This is a genomic window from Nitrospirae bacterium YQR-1 (assembly GCA_039908095.1).
In the GTDB taxonomy this organism is placed as follows: domain Bacteria; phylum Nitrospirota; class Thermodesulfovibrionia; order Thermodesulfovibrionales; family Magnetobacteriaceae; genus Magnetomonas.
Map to the genome: position 1 here is coordinate 14,578 of JAMOBJ010000023.1, position 25,543 is coordinate 40,120.

The following is a 25,543-nucleotide window of genomic DNA, read 5'->3' on the forward strand; positions in this document are numbered from 1 at the left end:
TAGCAGCGTACATGCTGATATCGTTGGTGCTGGGGCTTTATTTTACAAAAAAAGCGTCATCCTCGACGGAGGAGTTTTTTCTCTCCGGCAGAAAACTCCCATGGTGGCTTGCAGGGACATCTATGGTGGCTACAACATTTTCATCCGATACCCCGCTATATATTACCGGGCTGGTCAGAAACAAAGGGATATATGAAAACTGGCAGTGGTGGTGTTTTCTTATGACAGGGATGCTTTCGGTTATTGTGTTTGCCCGGTTGTGGAAACAGGCCGGGGTTATGACCGACGTGGAGCTGACCGAGATGCGGTACTCCGGGAAAGCTGCTTCAATTCTCAGAGGCTGGAAGGCTCTGTATTTCTCCCTGTTTCTTCACACCATAATAAAAGCACAGGTCATACTTGCTATGGCTACAATCCTTGATGTGACTTTGGGGTGGGGCAAGTGGACTGCAATTTTAATCTCAAGCGCTGTAACCATAGCGTACTCACTGCTTTCCGGGTACTGGGGGGTTATCGTCACAGATTTCTTTCAGTTTGTACTTGCTCAGACCGGAGCCGTCATCGTAGCCGTATATGCTGTTAATAAAGTGGGTGGCCTTGACAAATTAAAACCACAGATAGATGCCATTTACGGAGACAACCACTTCATGGATTTTTTACCGCCCATTGACGGCGGGTTTTTATCCCTGCCGATTCTTACATTTATCGCCTACATGGGGATGAGCTGGTGGTCTAAGTACTCATCGGACGGTGGAGGGGTGGTTGTTCAGAGAATGGCCTCGTGTAAGAGTGAAAAAGACGCTATCGGCGCCACGTTTTTCTTTAATGTCGCAAATTATGCGTTAAGAAGCTGGCCATGGATTATTGCGGCCCTTGCCTCCTTAGTGTTATATCCAACGTACAAGGACCACGAGGCGGTATATCCGGTCATGGCCCTTAACATACTTCCTAACGGTCTTAAAGGCATTGTCTTTGCCTCATTTTTTGCAGCCTTTATGTCAACCATCAGCGTGTACTTGAATCTCTCCAGTGCTTACTTTATGAAGGACTTCTACATGAGATTTGTTAAGAAAAACGCTACAGAGAAACACTACATAAACGTGACACGGATATCAATGCTGGTACTGAGCGCTGTTACGGCGGTGGTTACATACTATACGACATCAATAGAGGGAACATTTAAGTTTCTGATAGCCTTTGGCAGCGGCACCGGCCTTGTATTTGTCATGAGGTGGTACTGGTGGCGGATTAATGCATGGAGTGAAATCTCCGCAATGCTGGCCTCAACCATTGTCTCTTCCTATATATATGTCTTTTACGGTGAGCTCCCTTTTTATCAGAAACTCTTTTTCATAATCTTTTTTTCTACCGTCACGTGGGTGGCGGTCACATTTTTAACAAAACCCTCAGACGAAAACACTCTTATGGAGTTCTATAAACGAGTGCCGGTTGGTGGAGCCGGCTGGAGAGCTGTTGAAAAAAAATTAATTGCCGCAGGTGTTAAACTCAACAAAGTGGAAACTTCCCTTTTTGACTGGATTACAGGAACTGTTTTTGTCTATGGACTAACCCTCTCAACCGGGATGCTCCTTTTGGGCAGATATAAGGAAGGGTTGATTTACCTGACAGCTGGTATAATAAGTTTTATCATACTGAAAAAGAGGATTTTTGCCTAATGAGAGTTTTTGACATCCATACCCATGGAATCAGCGGTTTTGACACATCAACAGCCTCAAGAAAGCAGATTATCCGTATGGCGGAGTCGCATTTTCAGTACGGAGTTACTGAGATATTACCCACCATTTACAGTGACGAAATAGAAGTTATGCGCCTTCACATAGATACAGTTAAAAGAGCAATGGAAATACAGTCGGAAGCGCAGGAGGAAAACAGAATCTCAGCACAGGCTAAAATTTCAGGGGTAAATCTTGAAGGGCCTTTTCTTAATCCGCTCAGGTGCGGCGCCTTAAATAAGCAATCATTCATAAATCCCGACACTGGAATATTTGACCGGCTGATTGAGGGTTTTGAAGATATAGTAAAAATAATTACAATATCTCCGGAATTGGACGGCGCAGTTGAGTTAATAAAACATGTGGTAAAGCGCGGGATTGTTGTAAGTATGGGCCACTCCGAGGCTACGTATTCACAGGCGGAGGCCGGGTTTTATGCCGGAGCAACAGGGGTTACCCACTTATTTAATGCAATGCCGGCATTTCACCACAGAGAGCCCGCCCTGGCAGGCTTTGCTCTTATAAATAAGGATATTTACATAGAGGTTGTCGGGGATCCATACCATCTTCATCCTAAAACTATCGAACTGATTTTTAAAGTAAAACATACGGAGCGTATAATTCTTGTCTCCGACTCGGTAAAGGAAGCAAAAACCACACTTGCCTCAGGGCGCATAGCCGACTCTAAAGGCATGTTGACAGGAGGCTCAATGCCACTTATGGAGGTGGTAAAAAGGCTTATCAGTCTGGGGCTTGATGAACAGACTGTCATGACAACAGTAACAGAAAATCCACACAGATATTTGACTAAAGGGTGAGGTTACTCACGGTGTACTTGAAACACAGAGAGCAGGGCTGTGGCGTGTCATGATGATTTTTTTACATTTTATTTGATGGCGGAGCCCTGGGGAAAACACCCCAACCCGCTGGGGAAGACAAAAACAATGACTAAATCTCCACACTTGTGCATAATACGAAATGGAACTTAGCGAGGCCATAAACCTGTTAAGACAGCACGAGACCGACCTGAAGCAGCTTGGCGTTGACCATCTTTACATATTTGGTTCAACCGCACGCTGTGAGGCTAATGAGGGTTCTGACGTTGATCTGTTTTTCGATCACCCCGAGGGATCAATAGGACTTTTCGAGTTAATGGACATAAAGGATGCTGCTGCCCGTATCCTTGGCTGCAAGACAGACATCATGACGCGTGAGAGCCTGCACAAGACGCTACGGAAGCAGATTGAAGCGTCGGCGCTGCAAGTGTTCTGATGACAAATCCTTCACCTATACCACGTCTTACAGACATTGTTGAGGCTGTCGAGCTAATTAACAGCGAGATGGCAGGCGTAACACTCCCGGCTTTTAAATCTGACAGACGCAAGCAATGGCTTGTCGAACGAGGTATCGAAATTATTTCAGAGGCGAGCCGCCATCTGCCATATGAATTGAAAGACCGGCACCCTGAGATTCCCTGGCCTAAGGTGGCGGGCATCGGCAACGTATTACGCCATGACTACGAGAACGTTGCACACGATGTGCTGTGGCATGTGGTGAGGGACGATCTGCCGGCCCTGGAAAAAGTCTGTCGCCTTGAGCTCACGGCGGAAATAGCACGGGAACAAGACCACAAAATCTGATTTTTCAATCACTACAAATATGCAACTTTTCCGAATTTTTTGCAATTTAAGCGCTAAAAAAGTTATTTTTTTAATTTCTATGTAAAAAATCATTGAATTTTCCTGCTGAAAAATGTTTTTATCTTTAGTAAATCTGAATAATACGGAGGTTTGAGTAATAGTGCCTGAAAAACCGCTTGTCGGCATTGTGATGGGAAGCGACAGTGACGTGCCCGTAGTGGAGAAGGCTGCAGCGGCGCTTACCGCCCTCGGTGTGCCCTTTGAGGTAAAATTATCGTCGGCCCACAGGATGCCGGATGAAACAGCCCTTTATGCACAAAGCGCCCGTCAAAGAGGCATAGAGGTAATCATTGCAGCCGCCGGCATGGCAGCCCACCTTGCAGGGGCAATTGCGGCAAACACCACACTTCCGGTCATAGGGATTCCAGTTAAATCGGGAGAGCTTAACGGTCTTGACGCCCTGTATTCAACGGTGCAGATGCCCACAGGAATTCCGGTTGCCACGGTAGCCATAAACGGAGCCGCCAACGCCGCTTATCTTGCCGCCTCTATTTTATCCATCAAATACCCCGACATTGTGGATAAGCTTCAGAACTACAGGGAAAGCAACAGGAAGATACTTCTTGAAAAATCAAAAAACTTAAGTGAGAAATTTGCAGGTAATTGAAACTTATGTCAATTATATGGTACAAATCTAAAGACCATAAACGGCTGGGGCGGCAGGCCCCTGATTGAAATTTATGTTTGTTGTATGGTATAAACAAAGGCCGATAGTTTAAAAAAATTTTAGATATGGAGTAGTTATGGAAGAAGTGCTTGACAGGATAGTTGATGATTTTTTAAAAAACGAGGGCAATCTGGTTTCCGTATTGCAAAACATTCAGGATGAGCTTAACTACATCCCTGAGGAAGCTGTAAATTACGTGTCGGAGAGACTCAACATTCCGGCGGGTAAATTCTTTGGAGTAGCCACTTTTTACTCCCAGTTTTATTTAAAACCGCGCGGCAAAAACATTATGACTCTCTGCAGCGGCACAGCCTGCCATGTCAAAGGCTCCGAGAAGCTCATTGACAGAACACGGCAGGAGCTTCACCTTGCCGGGGAAGAGGAAACCACAAAGGATGGTAATTTTACAGTCGAAAAGGTAGCCTGTGTTGGCGCCTGCAGCATTGCCCCAGTGGCAATCATCAATAAAAAGGTGCACGGTAAGGTCAACATTAACCAGCTTCTTAAGAAAATTAAAGAGCTAAGTTCTTAGGAAAACTAAAAAGTTTAAGGTACGGATAATGAAAAAGCGAATCAGCATTAACGTTTGCATGGGCACAGGTGGAATAGCCGCCGGAGGCAAGGAGGTGCTGGAGCGGTTTGTCGATGAATTTAAAAAAGAGGATATAGCCGCTCAGTTTCACGACGTCGTCTATACGCATAAAGTGGGCTGTAGAGGGTTTTGCGCAAGAGATGTTCTTGTTGATGTGGTTATTGACGGCAATGCGACAACCTATGAGCATGTAACACCTGACCATGTCCCACAAATTGTCTCTGAGCACATAGCCGGTGGAGTTGTAGTTGCAGCTCTGGCGGTTAAGGAAGACTACCATGCCTTTAAGGATAAACAAGTCAAGGTGGTGCTTTCCGATTGCGGCGAGTTAGACCCTGAGGACATAGAAGCATACATAAAGAGCGCCGGGTATCAGTCAATCAAAAGAGTGCTTGGCGGAATGTCCCCGGAGGAGGTCATAGGGATTATTAAGGAATCCGGTTTAAGGGGCCGCGGAGGGGCGGGGTTTCCAACCGGCCTGAAGTGGGAATTTGGGCGGCGTGAAAAGTCAGACGTTAAGTATCTGATTTGTAATGCCGACGAGGGCGACCCAGGGGCATTTATGGACAGATCGGTGGTTGAGGGTAATCCGCATCTGCTCATCGAGGGTATGGCCATAGGGGCGTATGCAATAGGCGCTGAAAAAGGCTATGTCTATATCAGGGCCGAGTATCCCCTTGCGGTGGACAGACTGAAACTTGCCCTTGATCAGTCAAGGCAGCGAGGGTTTTTAGGTAAAAACATTCTTGGCAGCACTTTTAATTTTGACATAAAGATAAAACTTGGCGCCGGGGCTTTTGTCTGCGGCGAGGAGACGGCTCTTATTGCCTCCATTGAGGGCAAGCGCGGAATGCCGAAAGCAAAACCTCCGTTTCCGGCTCAAAAGGGGCTATTTGGAAAACCCACAATTATCAATAACGTGGAAACTCTTGCCAACGTCCCGTATATAATCAGAAACGGCGCCGAGTGGTTTGCCTCGATGGGAACGGAAAAAAGCAAAGGTACAAAAGTGTTTGCGCTGACAGGTAAGGTTAAAAACACCGGCCTTATTGAGGTTCCGATGGGTATAACCCTGCGGGAAATAATTTATGATATAGGCGGTGGAATTGAAAAGGATAAGAAGTTCAAAGCGGTTCAGACCGGAGGCCCCTCGGGTGGATGTCTTACCGAGGACCTTCTTGATATAAGCGTGGATTATGAATCGTTGGGGGCGGCAGGCTCCATAATGGGCTCAGGCGGTATGGTTGTTCTCGATGAGGACAACTGTATGGTCAACATTGCGAAGTACTTTTTAGAGTTCACCCAGAATGAGTCCTGTGGAAAGTGTACACCTTGCAGGGTAGGCACAAAGAGGCTTCTTGAGATACTTGATCGTATAACCGAGGGCAGGGGTAGGGCAGGCGATATGGAGTTGCTGGAGGACCTCTCGCGGGATGTCATAGCAGCCAGTTTGTGCGGACTTGGACAGACCGCTCCTAATCCAATTCTGAGCACTCTGAAGCGCTTCAGGCTGGAGTATGAGGCACATATACTTGAAAAACGTTGTCCGGCAGGTGTTTGTAAAGCCCTGCTCACTTATACCATAGATGAGGGAAAATGCACCGGCTGCACGGCTTGTGCAAGGGTTTGTCCTGTTGCCGCCATAACAGGGGAGAAAAAGAAACCACACATAATTGACCAGGCCCTGTGCGTTAAGTGTAACTCATGCTTTGAGGCTTGTAAGTTCAAGTCAATAAAAAAGATTTAAACTCAGAGGTAACCGGGAATGGATATAAATATAACAATTAATGACAAGAAGTTAACAGCACAGGAGGGAAAAACAATTCTTCAGGTAGCCCGTGAAAACGGGATTTTTATTCCAACCCTGTGTGACAACCCACATCTGGAGCCATACGGAGGCTGCCGCCTCTGTCTTGTTGAGCTTGATGGTGTAAGAAGGCCTTTTTCCTCTTGTACAACGCCTGTTACTGAGGGAATGAAGGTAAGAACGGATACGCCTTATATTGAGAAGTTGAGAAAAACCGTGGTGGAGCTTCTTCTTTCAGACCATCCTAACGACTGCATGATTTGTGAACGTGCAGGGGATTGTACACTCCAGGAGCTTGCCTACTCCTATGGCTTGCGCACAAACCGCTTTTATGGCCAAAGGCGGCAGTATCATGCCAAAGACGGCAATCCGTTTCTCGAAAGGGACATGGAAAAGTGCATCCTCTGCGGCTTGTGTGTGCGGGTGTGTGACGAGGTACAGGGAGTCGGTGCAATAGATATATCATACAGAGGGTTTAAGTCCAAAGTTTGTCCGCCGTTTGAGAAGGACCTGAATTGCGAATTCTGTGGGCAGTGCGTTTCACTGTGCCCCACAGGAGCATTAAGCGGCAAAATTTGGGCTAAAAAAGGACGCCGTAACCTCAAAGAGGTTGACACCACTTGTTCATACTGTGGCACGGGTTGTAACATCACCCTTGCAGTGAAAGATAATGAGGTGGCAAGGATCTACTCAAAACCGGATACCCATAATCAGGGATGGCTCTGTGTAAAGGGACGCTTTGGGTATGAGTTCATCAGCAGCAAAGACAGGCTGAAAACCCCTCTTGTTAAAAAAGACGGCAAATTACAGGAAGCCTCATGGGAGGAGGCACTAAGCCTCATAGCAGATAAATTTATAGAAATAAAGAAGCAACACGGGGCGGATGCTCTTGCAGGGTTGTCCTCGGCACGTTGTACAAACGAGGATAACTATATGTTCCAAAAATTCATGAGGGCGGCGGTTGGAACAAATAATGTTGACCACTGCGCCAGGTTTTGACACAGCCCTACTGTGGCCGGTCTGGCCACCGTGTTTGGCTCTGGTGCTATGTCTAATTCTGTTTGCGAGATAGAGGACAACGAGGTGATTTTCGTAATTGGCTCTAACACTAAGGAAAACCATCCTATCGTGGCCTTACGAATGATTAAGGCGGTTAAGAAGGGAGCAAAGCTCATTGTAGCCGACCCACGTAAGGTGCCGCTTGTTAAAAAATCGCATCTGTGGCTTCAGCAACTTCCGGGCACTGACGTTGCCCTGATTAACGCCATGATGCACGTAATATATAAAGAGGGGCTTATCGCTCAGACCTTTATTAATGAGCGCACTGAGGACTTTGAAAAAATAATTTCAATAATTGAAAAATATACGCCGGAGGTTGCTGAAAAAATCACCCGTGTGCCTAAAGAGAAAATCATCGAAGCTGCCAGAATCTATGGCAGCGCTAAAAATGCCGGTATCTACTACACTATGGGAATTACCCAGCATTCACACGGCACAGACAACGTCTTTTCTCTTGCAAACCTTGTTCTTATGACAGGCAACATCGGCAAACCTAATGCAGGGCTAAACCCACTGAGAGGACAAAACAATGTTCAGGGCGCATCCGATATGGCCTGTGCCCCAAATGTCTATCCAGGCTACCAGAAAGTGGATGATGAGGCCGTACAGAGGAAATTTGAGGCTGCGTGGAAGGTGCCCCTTTCAAACAAAGTCGGCCTTACCGCAGTGGATATGATGTATGCAGCAGAGGCTGGAAAGATTAAAGGCATGTACATCATGGGAGAAAACCCGGTAATGAGTGACCCTGACAAGGAGCATACGGAAAAGACTCTGAAAGAGATGGATTTCCTTGTTGTTCAGGACATTTTTATGAATGAAACAGCACGTCTTGCCGATGTGGTTTTACCTGCAACGTGTTTTGCTGAAAAAGACGGGACATTTACAAACACGGACCGTACAGTGCAGAGAGTGAGAAAGGCCCTTGAGCCCCCGGGTGATGCCAAAGACGACATGTGGATAATTGTTGAGCTGGCAAGGCGACTTGGCTACAACATGGCCAACACTACGGCTGAAACTGTTTTTGATGAGATAGGCAGCCTGTGGGTCAACATGAAAGGAATGAACTATCGCCGGCTTGAGAACAAAGGGCTTCAGTGGCCGTGCCCTGATGAATCTCATCCCGGAACACCGTATCTGTTTAAAGACGGTTTCCCACGCGGCAAGGGCAGGTTTACTCCTGTTGAGTTTCGCCCATCGGAGGAGCTGCCCGATGAGCTGTATCCATTTATACTAACCACGGGAAGGCAGCTTTTCCAGTACCACAGTGGTACAATGACCAGACGTGTGCGTGCTATTTCAACGGTGTCGCCTAAGGCTTATGTAGAAATACATCCGGCGGATGCAGAGAGTTTAGGTGTTACTGAAGGAGAGATGTTAAAAGTGTCCTCACGCCGCGGCTCTATTGTGCTTAAGGCTAAGGTAATTAAAAGCCCTGATGTGGGAGTGGTATTTATCCCGTTTCACTTTAAAGAGGCGGCGGCAAATGTGCTGACCAATCCGGTCTATGATCCGATATGCAAAGTACCGGAATTCAAGGTATGTGCAGTTAAAATAGAAAAACTGTAACTAAAGGAGGACTATCACAGTGCCACTTGATCCAACAAAACACGCTGACTGGGAAATAGCCGAGGCAGCGGAAAAGAACATGAAAACCGTGTATCAGTTAGCCGATGAGCTGGGCCTTGAAAAAGCTGAGCTTTTGCCCCACGGCCACTATGTAGCGAAATTAGACTTTAAGAGCATCCTTAAGAGGCTCTCCGGTAAGCCCGACGGTAAGTACGTTGATGTAACGGCTATAACCCCCACACCCCTAGGCGAGGGTAAATCCACAACCACTATGGGGCTGACTCAAGGACTTGGTAAGCGTAAGAAAAACGTAATAGCCGCAATCAGACAGCCCTCCGGCGGCCCTACAATGAACATTAAGGGCTCGGCGGCAGGCGGCGGACTCTCTCAGTGTGTACCGCTTACTCCGTTTTCGCTGGGCCTGACCGGTGACATTAACGCCATTGTAAATGCCCACAATCTCTCAATGGTTGCCCTTACCTCCAGAATGCAGCACGAGCTTAACTACACGGACGAACAGCTCTCTAAGAGAAACCTCAAACGTCTGGGAGTTGACCCAAATAATGTGCAGCAGGGCTGGATAATAGACTTCTGTGCCCAGTCTCTCCGGAAAATGATAATCGGTATGGGCGGGAAAATGAACGGCTACATGATGGAAAGCCGCTTTGACATAGCAGTGTCCTCGGAGATTATGGCTATCCTTGCTGTTGCCAATGATCTTAAGGACTTCAGGGAGAGAATGGGTAAAATCGTAGTTGCCTATGACAAGCAGGGCAGACCGATTTCAACCGCCGACCTGGAAGTTGACGGTGCAATGACTGCATGGATGGTGCAGGCGCTTAACCCTAACCTCATGCAGACCATAGAGGGGCAGCCGGTGCTGGTTCATGCCGGGCCGTTTGCAAATATTGCCATAGGGCAGTCTTCAATTATTGCAGACAGAGTGGGATTAAAACTTGCCGACTACAACGTTACGGAATCGGGCTTTGGAGCTGACATCGGTTTTGAAAAGTTCTGGAATCTTAAGTGCCGCTACTCCGGCCTGAAGCCTCACGCCGCTGTTATTGTTGCTACAATCAGGGCGCTTAAGTGCCACGGTGGAGCGCCGATTCCGGTTCCCGGCAAGCCGATTCCGGATGAGTATAAGGGAGAGAACGTTGAGTGGGTTGATAAGGGTTGCATAAACCTGATTCATCACATAAAGACGGTAAAAGCAGCAGGAATTAATCCTGTGGTGTGCATCAATGCGTTTTTTACAGACACTGATGCGGAAATCGCAATGGTAAGAAGAAACGCAGAGGCGGCGGGTGCTCGTGTGGCTCTGTCCAGACACTGGGAAAAGGGCGGTGAGGGAGCACTTGAGCTTGCTGACGCCGTGGTGGACGCCTGTAACGAGGAAAACCAGTTTAAATTCCTCTATCCGATAGAAATGCCGCTTACCCAAAGAATTGAAAAAATTGCTAAGGAAATATATAATGCTGACGGGGCAGACTTCTCACCCGAGGCCCTTAAAAAGGCTAAGGCTATCGAGGCTGACCCTGAATTAAGCAAGCTCGGCACATGTATGGTGAAGACCCACCTGAGTGTATCCGACAATCCCAATAAAAAGGGACTCCCTAAAGACTGGAGACTCTTTGTCCGGGACATTCTGACTTTCAAAGGCGCAGGGTTTGTAGTGCCGGTGGCAGGTGATATAAAGCTCATGCCCGGAACCTCTTCAGACCCAGCATACAGACGCGTTGACGTTGATGTAGAAACCGGCAGAGTTAAGGGATTATTCTAAAAAAAGAAAAAAATAAGGGGAAGGACTCTGTCCTTCCCCTTAAACCCCTTTCTGCAAGGGGTTTAGAACCCCTTGACCCCTTTATCCCAAGGTACATTCTAATTCTCTAACTTTGTTGGTATCGTCACAAGCTACTAAAGGTAAGAAAAAGTACACCTGCGTTTATTCATGACTGCAACTTGGTATTACTTTGAGTAACTCAGCACATTAGCAATGATGTCAGCAAATGATATAAGTACCTCCTCATCGGCTGAATCTCTCTTATGTCCTTCACGTACATACGCACAGATTACCCCCAGGAGCTTATTAGCTGCAAGTATAGGGACACAATAGTGGCCATGAGGTAAGGCGTCCTGATTCAACTCATGCCGCTTATCAATTCTCTCTGCAAACACTATCTCTTTAGTGGCAGCGGCTACACCGCACAAACACTTACCGGCTGTAACACTTTCACAATCAGCTGTGCCCAAAGAGGCTTTCATCACAAGCACATTGGGGTCATCTTCCACCAAAAAGATGGAACCTTTCGTCTGAAGGAAAAGCCTGGGGATTGACGTTATTAATCCTAGAGACTGCTCCAATTTTTCTTTCAAAGTTATCGGTTTCAAAAACACTTTCAATATTTGATTTATAACCTTATTTCTGGCCTCCATTCTGTGCTTATAAAGTGCCATGCTTATGGTCACCAGCAAGTCTCTGATTGCAAACGGTTTAATTATATAACCGTATGGTTCCGTCACTCTTGCCCGGCTTAAAGTATCCAGATCGGTATGTGCCGTGAGGTAAACTATAGGAATGTTATAGAGCGCATCTATCTGCCCTGCCGCCTCAATACCGTCCATTTTACCCTCTAAGGTTATGTCCATGAGCATAAGGTCAGGCAATAAGTCACCGGCTTTTTGTATAGCCTCCTCTCCCGATGTGGCAATATCCAACACATTATAGCCAAGTTTCTTTAACTTCATTTCAATATCCCGTGCGACGATTATCTCGTCCTCCACCACAACCACCCGTATGCCTGTTGAAATCTTGCCACCTGCTACATCTGTTCCCTGTTCCATTTCATCTCACCTCGTTAAATTATTATCTTAAATTCTGTTCCGCCGTCCGTGTTAATTTCAATTGTTCCCTTTAGCTTTCTTACGATTAAATCATGTATCAATTGCAAACCCAGTGATTTTACTTTTTTAATGTCTATATCTTTTGCCAACCCCACGCCGTTGTCACTTAGTGTAAGATGAAGTTTATTATCTTCAGTTCTGTGGAACATGACCTTAATCTGTCCCTCGGAATTGCCTGTAAAGGCGTATTTCAACGAATTTGTAATAAACTCATTTATGACTAACCCGCATGGAATTGCAACATCTATATCGAGAGTGTTAACACTGATATTCGTCTTAAGTTCAACCCGGCCGTGGCGGAGGTTATATGAATTTAACAGCTCCGATGCCAGTGAATTCAGGTATTCAGAAAAATCCAGAGTTGACATGTCCGTGGACTCATATAGTTTTTCGTGAATCAAAGCCATTGCCCTTATGCGGCTTTCACTGTCCCTAAAAATGCTATGCAGACAGGGGTCTGAGATAGCCGCAGACTGAAGGCTCAACAAACTTACTATGATCTGCAGATTATTCTTTACCCTGTGATGCACCTCTTTAAGCAACATATTTAAATCCTTCACGTTTCCCCTGATTTGCTCTTCCATTTCCTTTCGCTTTATAATTTCCTCACGAAGTTGTTTATTCGTTTCAGACAGTGTATGGGTACGTTCTTTTACCAGAGTCTCAAGGTGTTCGTTGTATTGGCAGATTTGTAGCTGCATCTCCTTACTTTTAGTAATATCCTCGCAGGTAATCACTACCGCGATTGGTTTTTTATCGTCATCCAGTACGATTTCAGATTCCAGCTTAACAAACATATCCCTGCCGTTGGCTTTACACAGGCGTTCCTCACTGTGGTTTTTGAAGGCTTCCATACTCTCGATATGCGACAGGCAAAACATTACATCCCGTACATTTCTGTTCATTAATGCCGGTATGTCTGAGCCGTGCATCCCGGCAAGGGCGGAGTTTATATTGAGTATCACTCCTTCCATATCGGTAACACAAACTCCGATTTTTACAAACTCAAGGGATTTTTTTAACGTCAACAAGTTTTGTTTAAGTTTGTAGTCTGTGGCGTCCCTGAAATATAATATTGTATATAGCTGGCCTTTAAGCCTTATTACAGATAACGTTATTTTACAATATATAGCAGCTTTATCTTTTGCCATAGCTTCCAAATAAATTGTTCTGGAGTCTGATATGTATGCGCCTAATTCAGGCCTGTCAATGTTTTTTAATAAAGTTTGATGATATTTTGGCGGGATTAAAATCTTTAGAAAGTTCTTTCCTATTATCTCCCCGTGCTTATATTTAAAATACTTCTCAGCTTGCTCATTCCAAAAAACAACATTGTTTCCTACATCCATCCCTGCCACTGCGTCATTGACGGTAGTGCTTATGAGATGAAAGACGTCATCCGGTGATTCTATTAAATCCAGAGCTTTCTTATACTGTGTTGTTGACAAGTTTTTCCTTATAACCTCTTATAACTCTGATAAATACTAAATCATAACTGTCTGATTTCATGTTTCTAAACATCAGTGTATTTAAAACAAATCAACATGAATTAGTCAATAGCTGCGGCAGAAAAAGTTGGAGGGCAGCTCCCAGCTGCCTGCGTTTACTTCTGACTGCAATTTGGTATTATTACCCCTTAGTCAACCCCACTGCTATCTTATACTGCCAGTATGTTTCGCTCACATTCAAACTGCTGCGGGTTTCATACTCTTTTGACTGCCCCGTTGTGTATTTACTGTTAGTGAGATTCCTATACCCCACCACTCGCTTTTCAAATGTGCCGGTCTCCGCATTGTGTATGCAGTAAGTATAAACGGCCATCCCGCGGTTTATCTGGCAGGACACCTTACTTACGTAGCTGCCGCCTGTAGTGCCTCCGTCAAGGCCATAGGTCTCGGTTTTAGTTGTAAGCAGGGTTTTCACTGTGCTTGTATCTGATTTTATGTACATGTAGTATTTTGTATTTATCGTGTATGAATATGTTATGTCCCTTCCAAGGCTGTCCCATTCATTTGATAACGCCACATCTGCCTTCTCATAAAACAATATGATGTACTTTTCTCCCTGATAATTGTCAAACCCCAGTATGTGTATGTCCTTGCCGCCGGTTTCCGTACGTTTGCCCCCTGCCGGTATTGTAATTGCTTCCACCTGTACGCCCGGCAATGTTCCATACCAACAATAATTACCGGTTCGCACATTGAAATCAACATTCCACCGCTCAAAATCATCGCATGTTACTCCGCCGCTGAAACTATCCGTACAGGTTACCTCATGCGATTTGCAATCCCCATGACATGTGTCGGTTTCCGTTCGTGAGACCTCAGTTGTGCTAAATGGATAAAAATTAAGGTCGTTTTGCGCTTCTTCCACTTTTATATTATATTGCAGCTCCTCAATTTTAAGAGTGCCGATTTCGAGCGTTTCATGATAGGTTACGTCTTCTTTTCTTATCCCATACTCGTGTGTGTCCCGTCTAAGCGTTGTAAACTCTGTAATTACCCCGTACCATGCCGGTGCTCCGATATAACAACCATTGTTATAACAGAGGCCGTAACTGCTCTGATGCTCCGTGCTCTCCACTGTCACCGTCACAGGCCTCGTTATAAATCCGCTTTCCGCCTGCACCTTCTTTTTGGTCATCAACAGCGCCGCCGTCTTTGACACCACGGCTATTACCCTGTGATACTTCCACTCATAGCCGTCAGCATCAGCCGCCCCCGTTTCGTAATCCGTCCAATATGTGGAGCCGATTATTTCATTTTCTCCCACACTCTCTCTGTACTTTATCCATTGTTTCAGGAGGTTGCGATTTGTGGCATATGCCCCTATATAGCAATAACATGTACCTAATACGTCCGTCTTTATTGCATAGTAACAGCTTGTGATTTCCCCGTCATCATTAATGATGTAATTGCGCCGTGCCTTTGAGTTTGTACTCATTCCCTCATCCGGGTTCCATGCGCTGTTTGAGCCGACTATATAGCTGCTGTCTAATATTGATACCGTGGAGCGCCACGATGTTTCCTTACCGTCAACATCATCCCACCGCTCTGAAAATCCAAACTTATCGGCAACTGTAGCCACACTGTTGTTTTTGTCCTCAGAGCCCTGAATAACAAGCGCCGTGCCGTTATGATATTTACTGACCTTAGCACCGGTTTTTTCAAGCTCCAAAAGTGTAAAATCCTTTCTGATAGTATATTGCTTAAGTACATAGGTTACACTATCCGATTGCTCATACTGAGCGCTGTCGTCAACTATAAGTAATATTACCGACTCCCCGCAGCTCTTAAGGCCGTCAAGCCTGCCGATGATTTTTAAATTGCTTTTATCCTCACCGCTTAGGTCATAGCCGACATAGACCTGATCGTTTTTCTCAAATGCCATTGAGGAGCCCTCAAGAGCGCCGTTGCTGCGCTTTGTCATATCATCCTGACAGTTGTAAAAGAAGATTACGTTTTCAAATGTCTCATCAGTTTTCTCTTTGTTTTCATCAAGGACGGTTATGTCTGCGGTGTCGTTGTCGCTGTCTATGGAGTCAATATTAGCCCAGAGGATGCGCAGGTTGCCCCAGAGCGAGGAGCCGGTGTAATCTTCTAATTTCACAGCGTTACCTTAACCGGCAGGATAAAGTCAACTTCTCTGTCAAGGGAGTAAGCAACGGCACCGTCTGAAAGTGAATCATCCTCAGGGGTTTTATTGGTTTCATCCACTACTCTGCACTTGTGCATCTTAATGTATGCCTCCGTATCCTCTGCCTTTACTTTACCGGCGCCTCCTTTGTGAATCAGCACTCTGTCACCGGTATTCCATTTAACAAAGTCGGAACATCTGAGCCAACACCTCTTGCCCTTATAAGTAACGTACCAGTGAAGCCTGCTGTCAGCCCTCCACTCATCCTGAAACTCATAACCGTCCCCTCCCGCCTCCACGGTGGATTTCACATATTTATAATCCACATAGACTGCCTGCCCGCTTTTTAAATCCACTGCATTTTGCGACACTCGTAACTGTCCTGTGGTGGCCTCAAGATCGTAATTTCTTAACGTGTATTGATACCACACTGTTATGGAACTATATTTCCACATTGTGCTTTTAGCCGGTATTGTCAGAATTCCTGAAGTTGTGTCAACACTGTAATCGCTTGCTGAAAATGCGTTTGAATCATTCTGAACGTACGCAATTACACTTGTAATGTCTTTATGTTTTAAGGCTTGTTTGGACTTTACCGGTACGGTTTCAGTGGCAGTATAGCTGTAGTACGGTTTCACTTTTTTACCGGAGCTGTCATACACGGTCACTTCTTTAATATTATTTTTAGAGAGTGCCGTATAAACCCTGCTCTGTACATAAATCATCTCTTTCGATATGCTCTTAGTCTCATCCTTTATCAACCCGCAGCCGCGTATTAAGCCCGAGGTCAGACACTTTGTCTCAAAGTATGTCCAACCTATCAGCAGAGGGTTGCACCTGCCGTCATAATCAAGCAGATTTGCATAGGCCACTATGTACTCACCAGGGAAAAAGCAAAAAGAGGTACTCTTGTAGTCAAATGTGATACTCCACTTACCTCCATGTACCCAAATACTTTCTGTCCCCTCAGGGATGGCTCCGGTTGTACCGGAATAATTGACAGATGCGTAACACTCTGATATTTCCGAGTTTATAAATAACCCGGTTATACCGCAGATGGATGGTACTGTTACGTTTAGGGTTATACTGTCCAGGTAGTTCTTCTTTTTTGTAGTTTTATATGTGCCTTTTTTAGCGTCATATTTAAGGGACTGGCTGTTGTAGTAATCCTGGGACCATTTAATTTGCTTTATACACTCCGAGATGCAATCATAATCACTAAAGGACTCCGGTAGTTGAGTTATAGAAACGGAGCCGTCGTCTTGTTCTTTTATCTCTCCACAAGCCTCAGTGCAAAACAGGCAGTCTATGGGCTCCTTGCCGGCGGCTAACATATAAGCCACCACATTAGCGGTGGTGCAATCTGTGTTGGTGCTTTCACACATGGGAGCTGTCAACATCACGCCGTCAACAGTGCCGGTTGTGGAGTTTACGATGTCTGAGGCGGTTATGGTATCCAGGCATGGAGATGGATTACAAATGCCGGCATACTCGAATTTCTTTTTTTCAAGGTAAGCTGTGAGGTTAAAATCGGTCATGAGGTTATTTTAAAGGGGGTTGTAAATTTATTAGCCATGTGGTATATTAAAATTATGTCTAAAACAATCGAATTATACATGATGCTTAAAGACAAGCTCGGAGAGGCTGAAACTAAGGCTTTGGTCGAAACGATCGAGGATGTGTCTAAAGAGTCAAAAGTCGAATATAAAGACGATCTAAAAGTTATCAGATCAGACATGGTGACAAAATCTGAAATGAAGCTATATTTCCTCATTCTTGCTTTCCTCATTGTTCTGAGTAATCCCCGGGCGTTAGACCTTATTATCAAGCTCTTAGGCATCGTTAAGTAACTCAGTATCATTTCTAACTATCACTATCACTCTCTTCCGGCACTGTAAACTCATCGTTTTTAATAGTGTCGTCATCTGAGTTTTGATAATCGGATTTTTTCATTTTCAACTTATATTTTTTATTCGTATATAGCTCTCCAAGGCAAAGCTGTCCGCTTGAGTTTGTAGCTCCGATGTATTGATAACCGTTGTCGTCGTTTTTATCTATATAGATACTCACACTTTCGAGGGTTTCTCTGCTACATGCGTCTTTTACAGTCAGATAAGTTGTTCTTTGTGTGGATGATGCTGTGAAGTCAACCGATACGCTGCCTGTGCGGTCATCTGTTGAGGCTATAATTAAGACTTCTGTTGTCTCAGCACATGTAATTTCAAGTGAATCAAATAGTGCGGTATAAGAGCATTTTAATATACCGGTTGTTTCTTTGGGAAAAGTAATAGTTTTACCGCTGACAGTAAAAGTGTCACTTCCCTCATGCTCTCCGCTCCATTGTGAGGTTATTGTACCGGAGGGTTCTTTACTTAATGAGACTGAGGTGCTTTTTACCACAGATATGTACTCAAGGATGTCCTCGCTGACAGTTCCCTGATTTGAAACAGAGCCTGTGTTGGCCCAAAGAGAAGGATTTTTTCCGCCAGGGTATAATTTATAATAAGCCGTGTCATCAACCGGCACAAATGAGGTTTTTGTGCCGTTTTTATCTGTGTTGTTTTTAAATGTAAACCCTAAGGCGCCGGCAGTCCCTGAACTTTTAAAATCTACCGAAAGTGAGGCCGTTTTCACGCCTGAATTTGAAGCCGTTTGTTTTTTACTCAATTTTTACCCCTCTATCAAAATCGTTTACTTCCTCACTTATTATCTGTTATTTGACTTTCGAGACTGTGATAAATCTGATAAAAGTGATGATGTAAATTTAATTATTTCAGAGTTGGCGAAGTACTTATATTTATGAAACAATTTATGTTAACATAAGTCCGTAAAAACTAAACATGGGAGCATTCGGATGGGATTATCTGTAGTAGTAGTGGATGATTCAAAAAGTGCAAGAAGGGTTTTATGCAGAGAGCTGGCGGAGATATTTGAAGGAAAGTCTGTCTCAATAGATGAAGGGGTAAATGGTCTGGAGGCGCTGGAGCGTGCGCGCAGTGGTAAATATGATTTAATGTTTTTGGATTTGACAATGCCGGAAATGGATGGGTATGAAGTTTTAAGGATTATCAAGGCTGAGGGGCTATGTATAAAAGTTATCGTGTTATCTGCTGATATTCAGCCTAAGGCACAGGCATTGGTCAAAGAATTAGGAGCTTTAGAGTTTTTGTGCAAACCCCTTGATTATGAAGCCACGGAGAAAGTACTTAAGGAGAACAATTTTATATGAAAGAACTTGCTTATAACGAGGATGAATACGATCTGTTAAAGGAGTTATTTAATGTGGCAATGGGACAGGCTGGAAAGGGCCTTGCCGTTTTGCTGAATTCTTTTGTTGATCTCTCCATACCGGATATAAAAATTGTACAAGCTGAAAAAATCATAGAGACAATCACGGAGGATTCTGCTTTTAATAAAGATGAAACAGTAACCGCTATCAGGCAGACCTTTTATAACGACAGCCTGGTGGAGGGTGAAACAATTGTTTTTTTTGGCGAAAGTTCTTTTGCAGCTGTAGCTGAAGTCCTTGGGTTTTCACTGGCAATGGACATAAGCCGGCAAAATGAGTTACTTCTTGAAATTTCCAACATAGTTAGCGGAGCAAGCATAAACGGATTTTCAAACCAACTATTTAAAACAGAGATGACTTTCTCTCCACCGGCAATTATAAATGAGCAGGTGGAGCTCAATAAACTATTATATAGCATTTTTATGAGGCGTCAACTTCAGTGGGATTACACTCTGTTTGTGAAAATTAAGTTTAAGTTAAAAAGTGAGGCATTTAAAAGTGATCTTCTTGTCTTTATGTCTGAAAAATCCATTGAAACAATAAAAATCTACTTAGACAAACAGCTTGAAACAATGTGATTATGGAGGTCAGATGAACATGGACGGTAATGTTTTACAAATCATAGTGCAGGATATAAGTGTCGGTGTTGTGGTCTTAGATCAGGCATATACAATAGTTATCTGGAATAAATTTATGGAAAAGTACAGCGGATTAAAGTCTGATGAGATAATAGGTAAGAACATTTTTAAGGAGTTTCCGTACTTATCTGAGGAGTGGTTGGATTTTAAATTAAAAAGCGTTTTTCTACTTAAGAATTTTTCATTTACATCATGGAAACAGAGGCCGTATTTATTTAAATTTATTAATAGCCGGCCAATCACCGGCTCCGCTGATTTTATGTATCAGGATTGCGTATTTTTACCTGTGGTTGACTCAGTAAGCGCAAAAAACTACGCAACTATAGTTATTCAGGATATGACAAATGTTGCCCTGTATGAAAAACAGCTTGAGGAGTTAAAGGAAATAAACAGCACTCTGGAGCAGTTAAGCCAATATGACACGCTTACCTCTACATTTAACCGCAGGTATATGGAAAAGCAATTGGAACAGGAGTTTAATAAATCTAAAAGATATGGTAATGAGTTTACGGTGGCGATGTTGGACATAGATTTTTTCAAAAAAGTAAATGACACTTATGGCCATCCCGGCGGGGATGAGGTGCTACGGCAGGTGACAAAGCTGGTGGCTATGGAGCTGAGATTATCGGATGTATTGGCAAGGTACGGGGGAGAGGAGTTTTTGATAATATTGACTGAGACCGGTTTAAGTGACGCTCAGGGCGTTTGTGAGAGAATCCGTAAGAGAGTTGAAACAAGTGTAATAGGGTTTGACGGCAAAGAAATACATGTGACCATAAGCCTTGGGCTTTCCGCTTACAAAAGCACTTTAGACGATTATCTGCAATTAGTCAACGCGGCCGATATAGCCCTTTACAGATCAAAAAAAGAAGGCCGCAACAGGCTTACCATTTACTAATACCGAGTAGCAGTCAAAAGAGTAACGAGGCGGCAAGGAGAAAGCGACATAGGCGTACTATGCTCGTACGTCAAGGAGATTTCGACGAAGCCAACAAAGTTAATCGAATGAATGCAACTTGGTATAAGCCACCCTGATACCTGGTTGCATTCATTGCCTTTCTCAGGCTTGACACAGTTTGCTGCACAGTCTCCTTTTAGCGGGCTGCCGGATTTTCTATATCAGATTCAGGCTACCCCATTGACAACAGTTACGCTAATACATACACTATATCTACCGCGTTGTTTGTGGTAAACAGTAAAAAACTTTGAAAAAAAATACAGGGGATATATATGAAAATTAAGACAAAAATAAGGGGTACGGTATTTTTGATTTTTCTGCTGACTTTGACCAGTGCTGTTTCAGTTTATCTGTTGCTTGACAAAATGGAGTTTGACGCTAAAGTGGTTAATTATTCCGGTATTGTAAGGGGGGCAACTCAGAGGCTTGTAAAGATGGAAGCAGCAGGGAAACCGATGGACGATTTAATACAAAAATTAGATAAGATCATAGAAGGTTTAGTTAACGGCAGCAGTGAGCTGATGCTGCCGGTGGCTACCGACGGCAATTACATCGCTATTATGGCGGAAGTGCGTAAGTCATGGGGTGAGCTTAAAGATAATGTTATAAAGGCTAGAACCGACCCTGCTGCCAGAGATGCCGTTGTAAGGCAGAGTGAGGAGTATTTTGAACTAACCAACAAAGCTGTGTCAGAGGCTGAGAGGTTCTCAAAGAATAAGGTAGATGCACTCAAGCATATACAAATAGTTATTTTATGTTTTACTTTGATTATCTTAATTATCATTTGGATATTTAGCAACAAGCATGTTTCCGTGCCTCTTTCAATGCTTGCCGGAAAGGTGGATACACTGGTGAGGGGAGACCTCCGGTTGAGCATAGATTATAGAAGTAAGGATGAAATCGGGATACTTTCACAGGGCATGAACGAAATGATACGTTCTTTCAGCAGCACTATAGATACAATACTGGACATAGCAGACAGGCTTTCGGTAAATACGGAAAAAATACTGAGGTCAAAAGCGGAAAAGACGAGGCAAGGGTATGAAAACCTGGCATCGCAGGCATCGCAGTCTGCCGGTGCTGCGGAGGATTTAGCGCTTACGATTACCGACATAGCCGCTAACACCTCAAAGGTGTCTGAGGCATCTGCACTTGCTATGGAAAGTGCACATAAGGGTAAGGATGTCTCTGATGGAGCTATAAAAATAATAAATCAGGTACATTCCTCCACAGTGGAGTTATCGGCAATGGTTAAAAACCTCAATGCAAGTGTAGCGGATATTGGCAATGTTGTAACTGTTATCAACGATATAGCAGACCAGACAAACCTCCTTGCTCTTAATGCTGCAATAGAGGCGGCAAGGGCGGGGGAGCAGGGACGCGGCTTTGCAGTTGTGGCGGATGAGGTAAGAAAACTGGCGGAAAAGACAATAAAGCAAACCGCAGAAATATACGAGAAAATTAAAACTGTTCAGGATGACTCCAGAGGTACCGCTAAGTCGATGGAGGACGCCTCCGCAGGAGTGTCAAGAGCTACCGAGTATATTAACGATGTCGGCATATCCCTCACAACGATAGTAGATAGTGTAAGACATACAAGGGATCAGGTACAGCAAATACAGAGCTCGGTTGACAGACAGGTTGAGCTTTCCGACAGGGTTGCCACCAATGTGGTAAAAACCTCCGCTGTAGTGTCTGACATGGGCCATATGGCTGATGAGGTAATTGAAGATCTGGCAGTGATGACCGGCATTTCCTCTGATTTAAGGGCAGCCTCGGCAAAGTTTAAGACAAGTGCCGATGTCATAGCAAAGGTGGATATATCTGAAGCGGCACACACTCTGCACATCAGTCATGAATCTCATAAAACTGAAGGGTTAGGTATGCAGTTTGATGAGACGTTTTCTGTAGGAAACCAGACAATCGACAAACAGCATCAGGAACTGTTTAAGTTGAAAAATGACCTGCTTGCCGTTATGTCTGAGGGCAGGGGGAAGGAGGAAATAGCGAGGGTTTTGCACTTTCTTGAGGATTACATAGTAAAGCATTTTTCAATGGAAGAGGGACTTATGAAAAAATATGACTATCCCGATTACACCTCTCATATAGCACAACACAAGGCACTGATGGATGCAGTGGGGGGATTTAAAGAAACATTTATAAAGAACGGCCCCTCACGGACGCTGCTTTTGGACATTCAACATGCGGTTGACAATTGGCTCAAAGCTCATATAAAAAACGTTGATATATTGTTAGGTAGATTTCTGAAAACCAGGGGACATGCTTAGTGTTGTCAGGTAAGGTCACTAAGTGAAGATAACAGGGTATCAACTGTAGTTGCCGCCGTCCCTACAAACCCTACCACAATGCCTGCGGCATGATTTGCTATTACTGCGCTTTCAACCAGTGTTGCACCTGAGACGTGTGCAAGTGTAAATGCCGATATCACCGTATCTCCTGCGCCTGTTACATCATACACTGCTTTAGCCACAGTAGGTATGTGATGAATCTCATTTTCGTGAAAAAGGCTCATTCCCTCATCGCCTCTGGTTATCAGCACACTTTTTAAGTTCAGTGTTTTAAGGAGTTTTCTGCCTGCCTTAATCAGAGATTGCATATCCTCAATAATGACACCGGAGCCCTCCTGTGCCTCCTTTTTATTAGGAGTTATGAGGGATATTCCGTGGTAGTAAGGAAAGTGCCCAACCTTTGGGTCAGCCGATATAAACTTATCTTTCCCAGCTGTTTTATCTACGAGAAATTTAATAAATCCCGGAGTTATTACGCCTTTTTTATAGTCTGAGATAATAATGCCGTCAAAGCTGTTAAAATTATCTCCTACATACTCCGTTATATGTTTTAAGGCGGACTTACCGATGGAAGCTCTGCTTTCTTTGTCAAAGCGGACTACCTGCTGGCTGTGTGCCATAACACGGGTCTTTGTGGTAGTCGGCCTTTGATCGCGGTATATGCCGGCAGTACTGATTCCTTTTTCTTTAAACAAAGAGGACAGAACAGCCTCGTTGTAGTCATCCCCTGCCACACCGGATACTGTTACAGAGGCCCCGAGGGAGACCACATTGTTTGCCACGTTACCGGCCCCGCCTAACAGATAGCTCTCCCTTTGTACATCCACCACAGGCACCGGTGCCTCAGGAGATATCCTCTCCACCTTCCCCCACACATAGTGGTCCAGTATTATATCCCCTATGACCAAAATGTGCTTATCTCTGAATCTGTCTAAGATATTCTTAAAAGGCATTTCTCAAAGAAGGATATAATATATGGTGGCTGTAAATCAAGAAAAAAATACAACAACATTTCAGTTTATTGACTCAATGGCTTTACTTATTCGTTTTAAAGCTCTTTCTTTGCCGATAATTTCTATAACTTCATAAATCCCTGGACTTACAGTGTTTCCTGTCAGGGCGACTCTTACAGGTTGGGCGATTTTTCCAAGTTGCACGTTAAGCTCAGACATCAGAGACAGAAAAACAGCCTCTATATCGTTAGCGGTAAAGTTTTCCAGAAGTTGCAGCTTTTCAAACACGGCGGTAAGGAACGGTTTTGTTTCCTGATTTATAAACTTCTTGCCGGCTTTTTCATCAATTTCAACTGTGTCGGCAATGTAGTATCTAAGGGAATTTGCCAGCTCAGGGAGTGTTCTTGAGCGCTCCTGAAGGGTTTTTATAGCATTAGATATCCATTGCTCGTCAAACTCGTATGTTTCATCTACAATGTTTGCTGATAAAAGAAACGGTCTTACAAGTGGTACCAGTCTCATGGGGCCGGAGTGTTTAATGTACTCACTGTTTAACCACAGGAGTTTTTCGGGATTAAACACGGCTGAGGATTTCCCTACCGAGTCGAGTGAAAATTTCTCCCTCAAATCCTCAATAGTAAAGACCTCTTGGTCGCCATAAGACCAGCCAAGACGCACAAGGTAATTAAGCAGCGCCTCCGGCAGATACCCCATATCTTTATACGCTAAAACTGATGTTGCCCCGTGGCGTTTACTTAATCTTGTCTTATCGGAGCCTAAGATCATCGGCAAGTGGGCAAATGCAGGCGCTTTTTTATCAAAAGCACGGTAAATCTGAATCTGTTTAGGGGTATTGTTAAGATGGTCATCCCCCCTTATGATGTGAGTTATCCCCATGTCAATGTCATCACATACGACAACAAAGTTATAGGTGGGAGAGCCGTCTGAACGCATTATTATAAAATCATCAAGGACGGAATTTTCAAAATCAACCCTGCCCTTTATCATGTCATCAACAACGGTTTGCCCATCAAGCGGCATTTTAAACCGGATGGTGGGTTTTATACCGCCCGGAGGGGTTTTAATGTCTCTGCATCTGCCGTCGTACTTCGGAGGTTTTCCATGAGCCAGAGCCTCTTTTCTTCGCATTTCAAGCTCATCCGGTTCGCAGTAACAGTAGTAAGCGTTTCCGTTTTCAAGCATCTCCATTGCATACTTATAGTAAGTGTCTGAGCGGTCGGTTTGTCGAATCGGCCCCTCATCCCAGTTGAGGTTAAGCCACCTCATGCCGTCAATTATTGCCTCTATAAATTCGTCCGTGGAACGGCTCCTGTCGGTATCCTCAATTCGCAAAATGAAAGTCCCGTTGTGTTTACGTGCAAAGAGATAATTAAATAAAGCAGTCCTTGCCCCCCCTATGTGGAGATAACCTGTAGGGCTTGGTGCAAACCGTACTCTTACGTCTTCAGACAAAATATCCTCCTTTTCATACAAGAAACCACTGACTTGCGTAACGGCAGGGTCATTCAATGTGTATTGCGTGGACAGGACAGTTTTCCTCCGCAGACTCACAACATCCGGCATAATCACACCCCTCGGGGTCAATTACCTCTGACTTGCCGATTTCCTCATCAACATGAAAAACCGCAGGGCATAGCTCCTCACATCTACCGCAGCCGATACAAGTATCATCATCCACTCTTACCATCATAACGGCCCTATTGTAACACAA

Annotated in this window: 22 protein-coding genes; 14 read left to right on the plus strand and 8 right to left on the minus strand. The window is 44.4% G+C overall.

Annotated elements, in window-relative coordinates; all coding sequences use genetic code 11:
- The first annotated feature begins 11 nt into the window (after positions 1 to 11).
- From H7844_11130 to H7844_11170, 9 genes are all read left to right on the plus strand, one after another.
- Positions 12 to 1,676 (plus strand): Na+:solute symporter, encoded by a 1,665-nt coding sequence (locus H7844_11130; protein MEO5357838.1) that lies wholly within the window; start codon positions 12 to 14, stop codon positions 1,674 to 1,676.
- The gene (locus H7844_11135; protein ID MEO5357839.1) at positions 1,676 to 2,551 is read left to right on the plus strand and encodes a hypothetical protein; all 876 of its coding nucleotides are present in this window, start codon (positions 1,676 to 1,678) and stop codon (positions 2,549 to 2,551) included. The genes H7844_11130 and H7844_11135 overlap by 1 nt, the downstream gene beginning before the upstream one ends.
- 160 nt (positions 2,552 to 2,711) lie before the next feature.
- Positions 2,712 to 3,005, plus strand: coding sequence for a nucleotidyltransferase domain-containing protein (locus tag H7844_11140; protein MEO5357840.1), 294 nt, complete (start codon positions 2,712 to 2,714; stop codon positions 3,003 to 3,005).
- Positions 3,005 to 3,373 carry a DUF86 domain-containing protein gene (locus H7844_11145; GenBank protein ID MEO5357841.1) on the plus strand — a complete coding sequence of 123 codons (369 nt, stop codon included), beginning with the start codon at positions 3,005 to 3,007 and terminating at the stop codon, positions 3,371 to 3,373. The genes H7844_11140 and H7844_11145 overlap by 1 nt, the downstream gene beginning before the upstream one ends.
- 190 nt (positions 3,374 to 3,563) lie before the next feature.
- On the plus strand, positions 3,564 to 4,040 hold the full coding sequence (purE, locus tag H7844_11150) for a 5-(carboxyamino)imidazole ribonucleotide mutase (GenBank protein ID MEO5357842.1): 477 nt from the start codon (positions 3,564 to 3,566) through the stop codon (positions 4,038 to 4,040).
- A 136-nt stretch (positions 4,041 to 4,176) separates the two neighbouring features.
- Positions 4,177 to 4,632: an NAD(P)H-dependent oxidoreductase subunit E gene (locus H7844_11155; protein ID MEO5357843.1), complete on the plus strand. Its 456-nt coding sequence runs from the start codon at positions 4,177 to 4,179 to the stop codon at positions 4,630 to 4,632.
- Between the two features lie 28 nt (positions 4,633 to 4,660).
- A complete protein-coding gene (nuoF, locus tag H7844_11160) occupies positions 4,661 to 6,439 on the plus strand; it encodes an NADH-quinone oxidoreductase subunit NuoF (GenBank protein MEO5357844.1) in 1,779 nt (592 codons plus the stop codon).
- Positions 6,440 to 6,457: 18 nt separating this feature from the next.
- Positions 6,458 to 9,124, plus strand: a complete 2,667-nt coding sequence (gene fdhF / locus H7844_11165; protein ID MEO5357845.1) for a formate dehydrogenase subunit alpha — start codon at positions 6,458 to 6,460, stop codon at positions 9,122 to 9,124.
- A gap of 19 nt (positions 9,125 to 9,143) precedes the next feature.
- A complete protein-coding gene (locus H7844_11170; GenBank protein MEO5357846.1) occupies positions 9,144 to 10,907 on the plus strand; it encodes a formate--tetrahydrofolate ligase in 1,764 nt (587 codons plus the stop codon).
- Positions 10,908 to 11,092: 185 nt separating this feature from the next.
- Here H7844_11170 and H7844_11175 read toward each other — a convergent pair whose 3' ends face one another.
- The 4 genes from H7844_11175 to H7844_11190 all read right to left on the minus strand — a co-directional run bounded on the left by H7844_11175 (position 11,093) and on the right by H7844_11190 (position 17,202).
- Entirely contained in the window at positions 11,093 to 11,968 is an 876-nt protein-coding gene (locus H7844_11175; GenBank protein MEO5357847.1) for a response regulator, read from the minus strand.
- Positions 11,969 to 11,982: 14 nt separating this feature from the next.
- Positions 11,983 to 13,476 carry a PAS domain S-box protein gene (locus H7844_11180; GenBank protein ID MEO5357848.1) on the minus strand — a complete coding sequence of 498 codons (1,494 nt, stop codon included), beginning with the start codon at positions 13,474 to 13,476 and terminating at the stop codon, positions 11,983 to 11,985.
- Positions 13,477 to 13,657: 181 nt separating this feature from the next.
- Positions 13,658 to 15,637, minus strand: coding sequence for a hypothetical protein (locus tag H7844_11185; protein ID MEO5357849.1), 1,980 nt, complete (start codon positions 15,635 to 15,637; stop codon positions 13,658 to 13,660).
- Positions 15,634 to 17,202, minus strand: coding sequence for a hypothetical protein (locus H7844_11190; protein MEO5357850.1), 1,569 nt, complete (start codon positions 17,200 to 17,202; stop codon positions 15,634 to 15,636). The genes H7844_11185 and H7844_11190 overlap by 4 nt, the downstream gene beginning before the upstream one ends.
- Before the next feature lie 54 nt (positions 17,203 to 17,256).
- Here H7844_11190 and H7844_11195 point away from each other — a divergent pair, with 54 nt between their 5' ends.
- The gene (locus tag H7844_11195) at positions 17,257 to 17,514 is read left to right on the plus strand and encodes a hypothetical protein (protein ID MEO5357851.1); all 258 of its coding nucleotides are present in this window, start codon (positions 17,257 to 17,259) and stop codon (positions 17,512 to 17,514) included.
- Positions 17,515 to 17,527: 13 nt separating this feature from the next.
- Here H7844_11195 and H7844_11200 read toward each other — a convergent pair whose 3' ends face one another.
- A complete protein-coding gene (locus H7844_11200; protein ID MEO5357852.1) occupies positions 17,528 to 18,331 on the minus strand; it encodes a hypothetical protein in 804 nt (267 codons plus the stop codon).
- A gap of 187 nt (positions 18,332 to 18,518) precedes the next feature.
- Between H7844_11200 and H7844_11205 the strand changes: the two genes are divergently transcribed.
- From H7844_11205 to H7844_11220, 4 genes are all read left to right on the plus strand, one after another.
- Entirely contained in the window at positions 18,519 to 18,893 is a 375-nt protein-coding gene (locus tag H7844_11205) for a response regulator (GenBank protein MEO5357853.1), read from the plus strand.
- A complete protein-coding gene (locus H7844_11210) occupies positions 18,890 to 19,531 on the plus strand; it encodes a hypothetical protein (protein MEO5357854.1) in 642 nt (213 codons plus the stop codon). The genes H7844_11205 and H7844_11210 overlap by 4 nt, the downstream gene beginning before the upstream one ends.
- A 13-nt stretch (positions 19,532 to 19,544) precedes the next feature.
- Entirely contained in the window at positions 19,545 to 20,489 is a 945-nt protein-coding gene (locus tag H7844_11215; protein ID MEO5357855.1) for a diguanylate cyclase, read from the plus strand.
- 332 nt (positions 20,490 to 20,821) lie between these two features.
- Positions 20,822 to 22,837, plus strand: coding sequence for a bacteriohemerythrin (locus tag H7844_11220; GenBank protein MEO5357856.1), 2,016 nt, complete (start codon positions 20,822 to 20,824; stop codon positions 22,835 to 22,837).
- A gap of 5 nt (positions 22,838 to 22,842) precedes the next feature.
- On the opposite strand, the gene rfaE1 is transcribed toward H7844_11220, so the two are convergent.
- The 3 genes from rfaE1 to H7844_11235 are packed head-to-tail and all read right to left on the minus strand — an operon-like array spanning position 22,843 to position 25,522.
- Positions 22,843 to 23,811, minus strand: coding sequence for a D-glycero-beta-D-manno-heptose-7-phosphate kinase (rfaE1, locus tag H7844_11225; protein ID MEO5357857.1), 969 nt, complete (start codon positions 23,809 to 23,811; stop codon positions 22,843 to 22,845).
- Positions 23,812 to 23,871: 60 nt separating this feature from the next.
- Positions 23,872 to 25,284, minus strand: a complete 1,413-nt coding sequence (gene gltX, locus H7844_11230; GenBank protein ID MEO5357858.1) for a glutamate--tRNA ligase — start codon at positions 25,282 to 25,284, stop codon at positions 23,872 to 23,874.
- Between the two features lie 49 nt (positions 25,285 to 25,333).
- Positions 25,334 to 25,522 (minus strand): ferredoxin, encoded by a 189-nt coding sequence (locus H7844_11235; GenBank protein MEO5357859.1) that lies wholly within the window; start codon positions 25,520 to 25,522, stop codon positions 25,334 to 25,336.
- Positions 25,523 to 25,543: the final 21 nt, after the last annotated feature.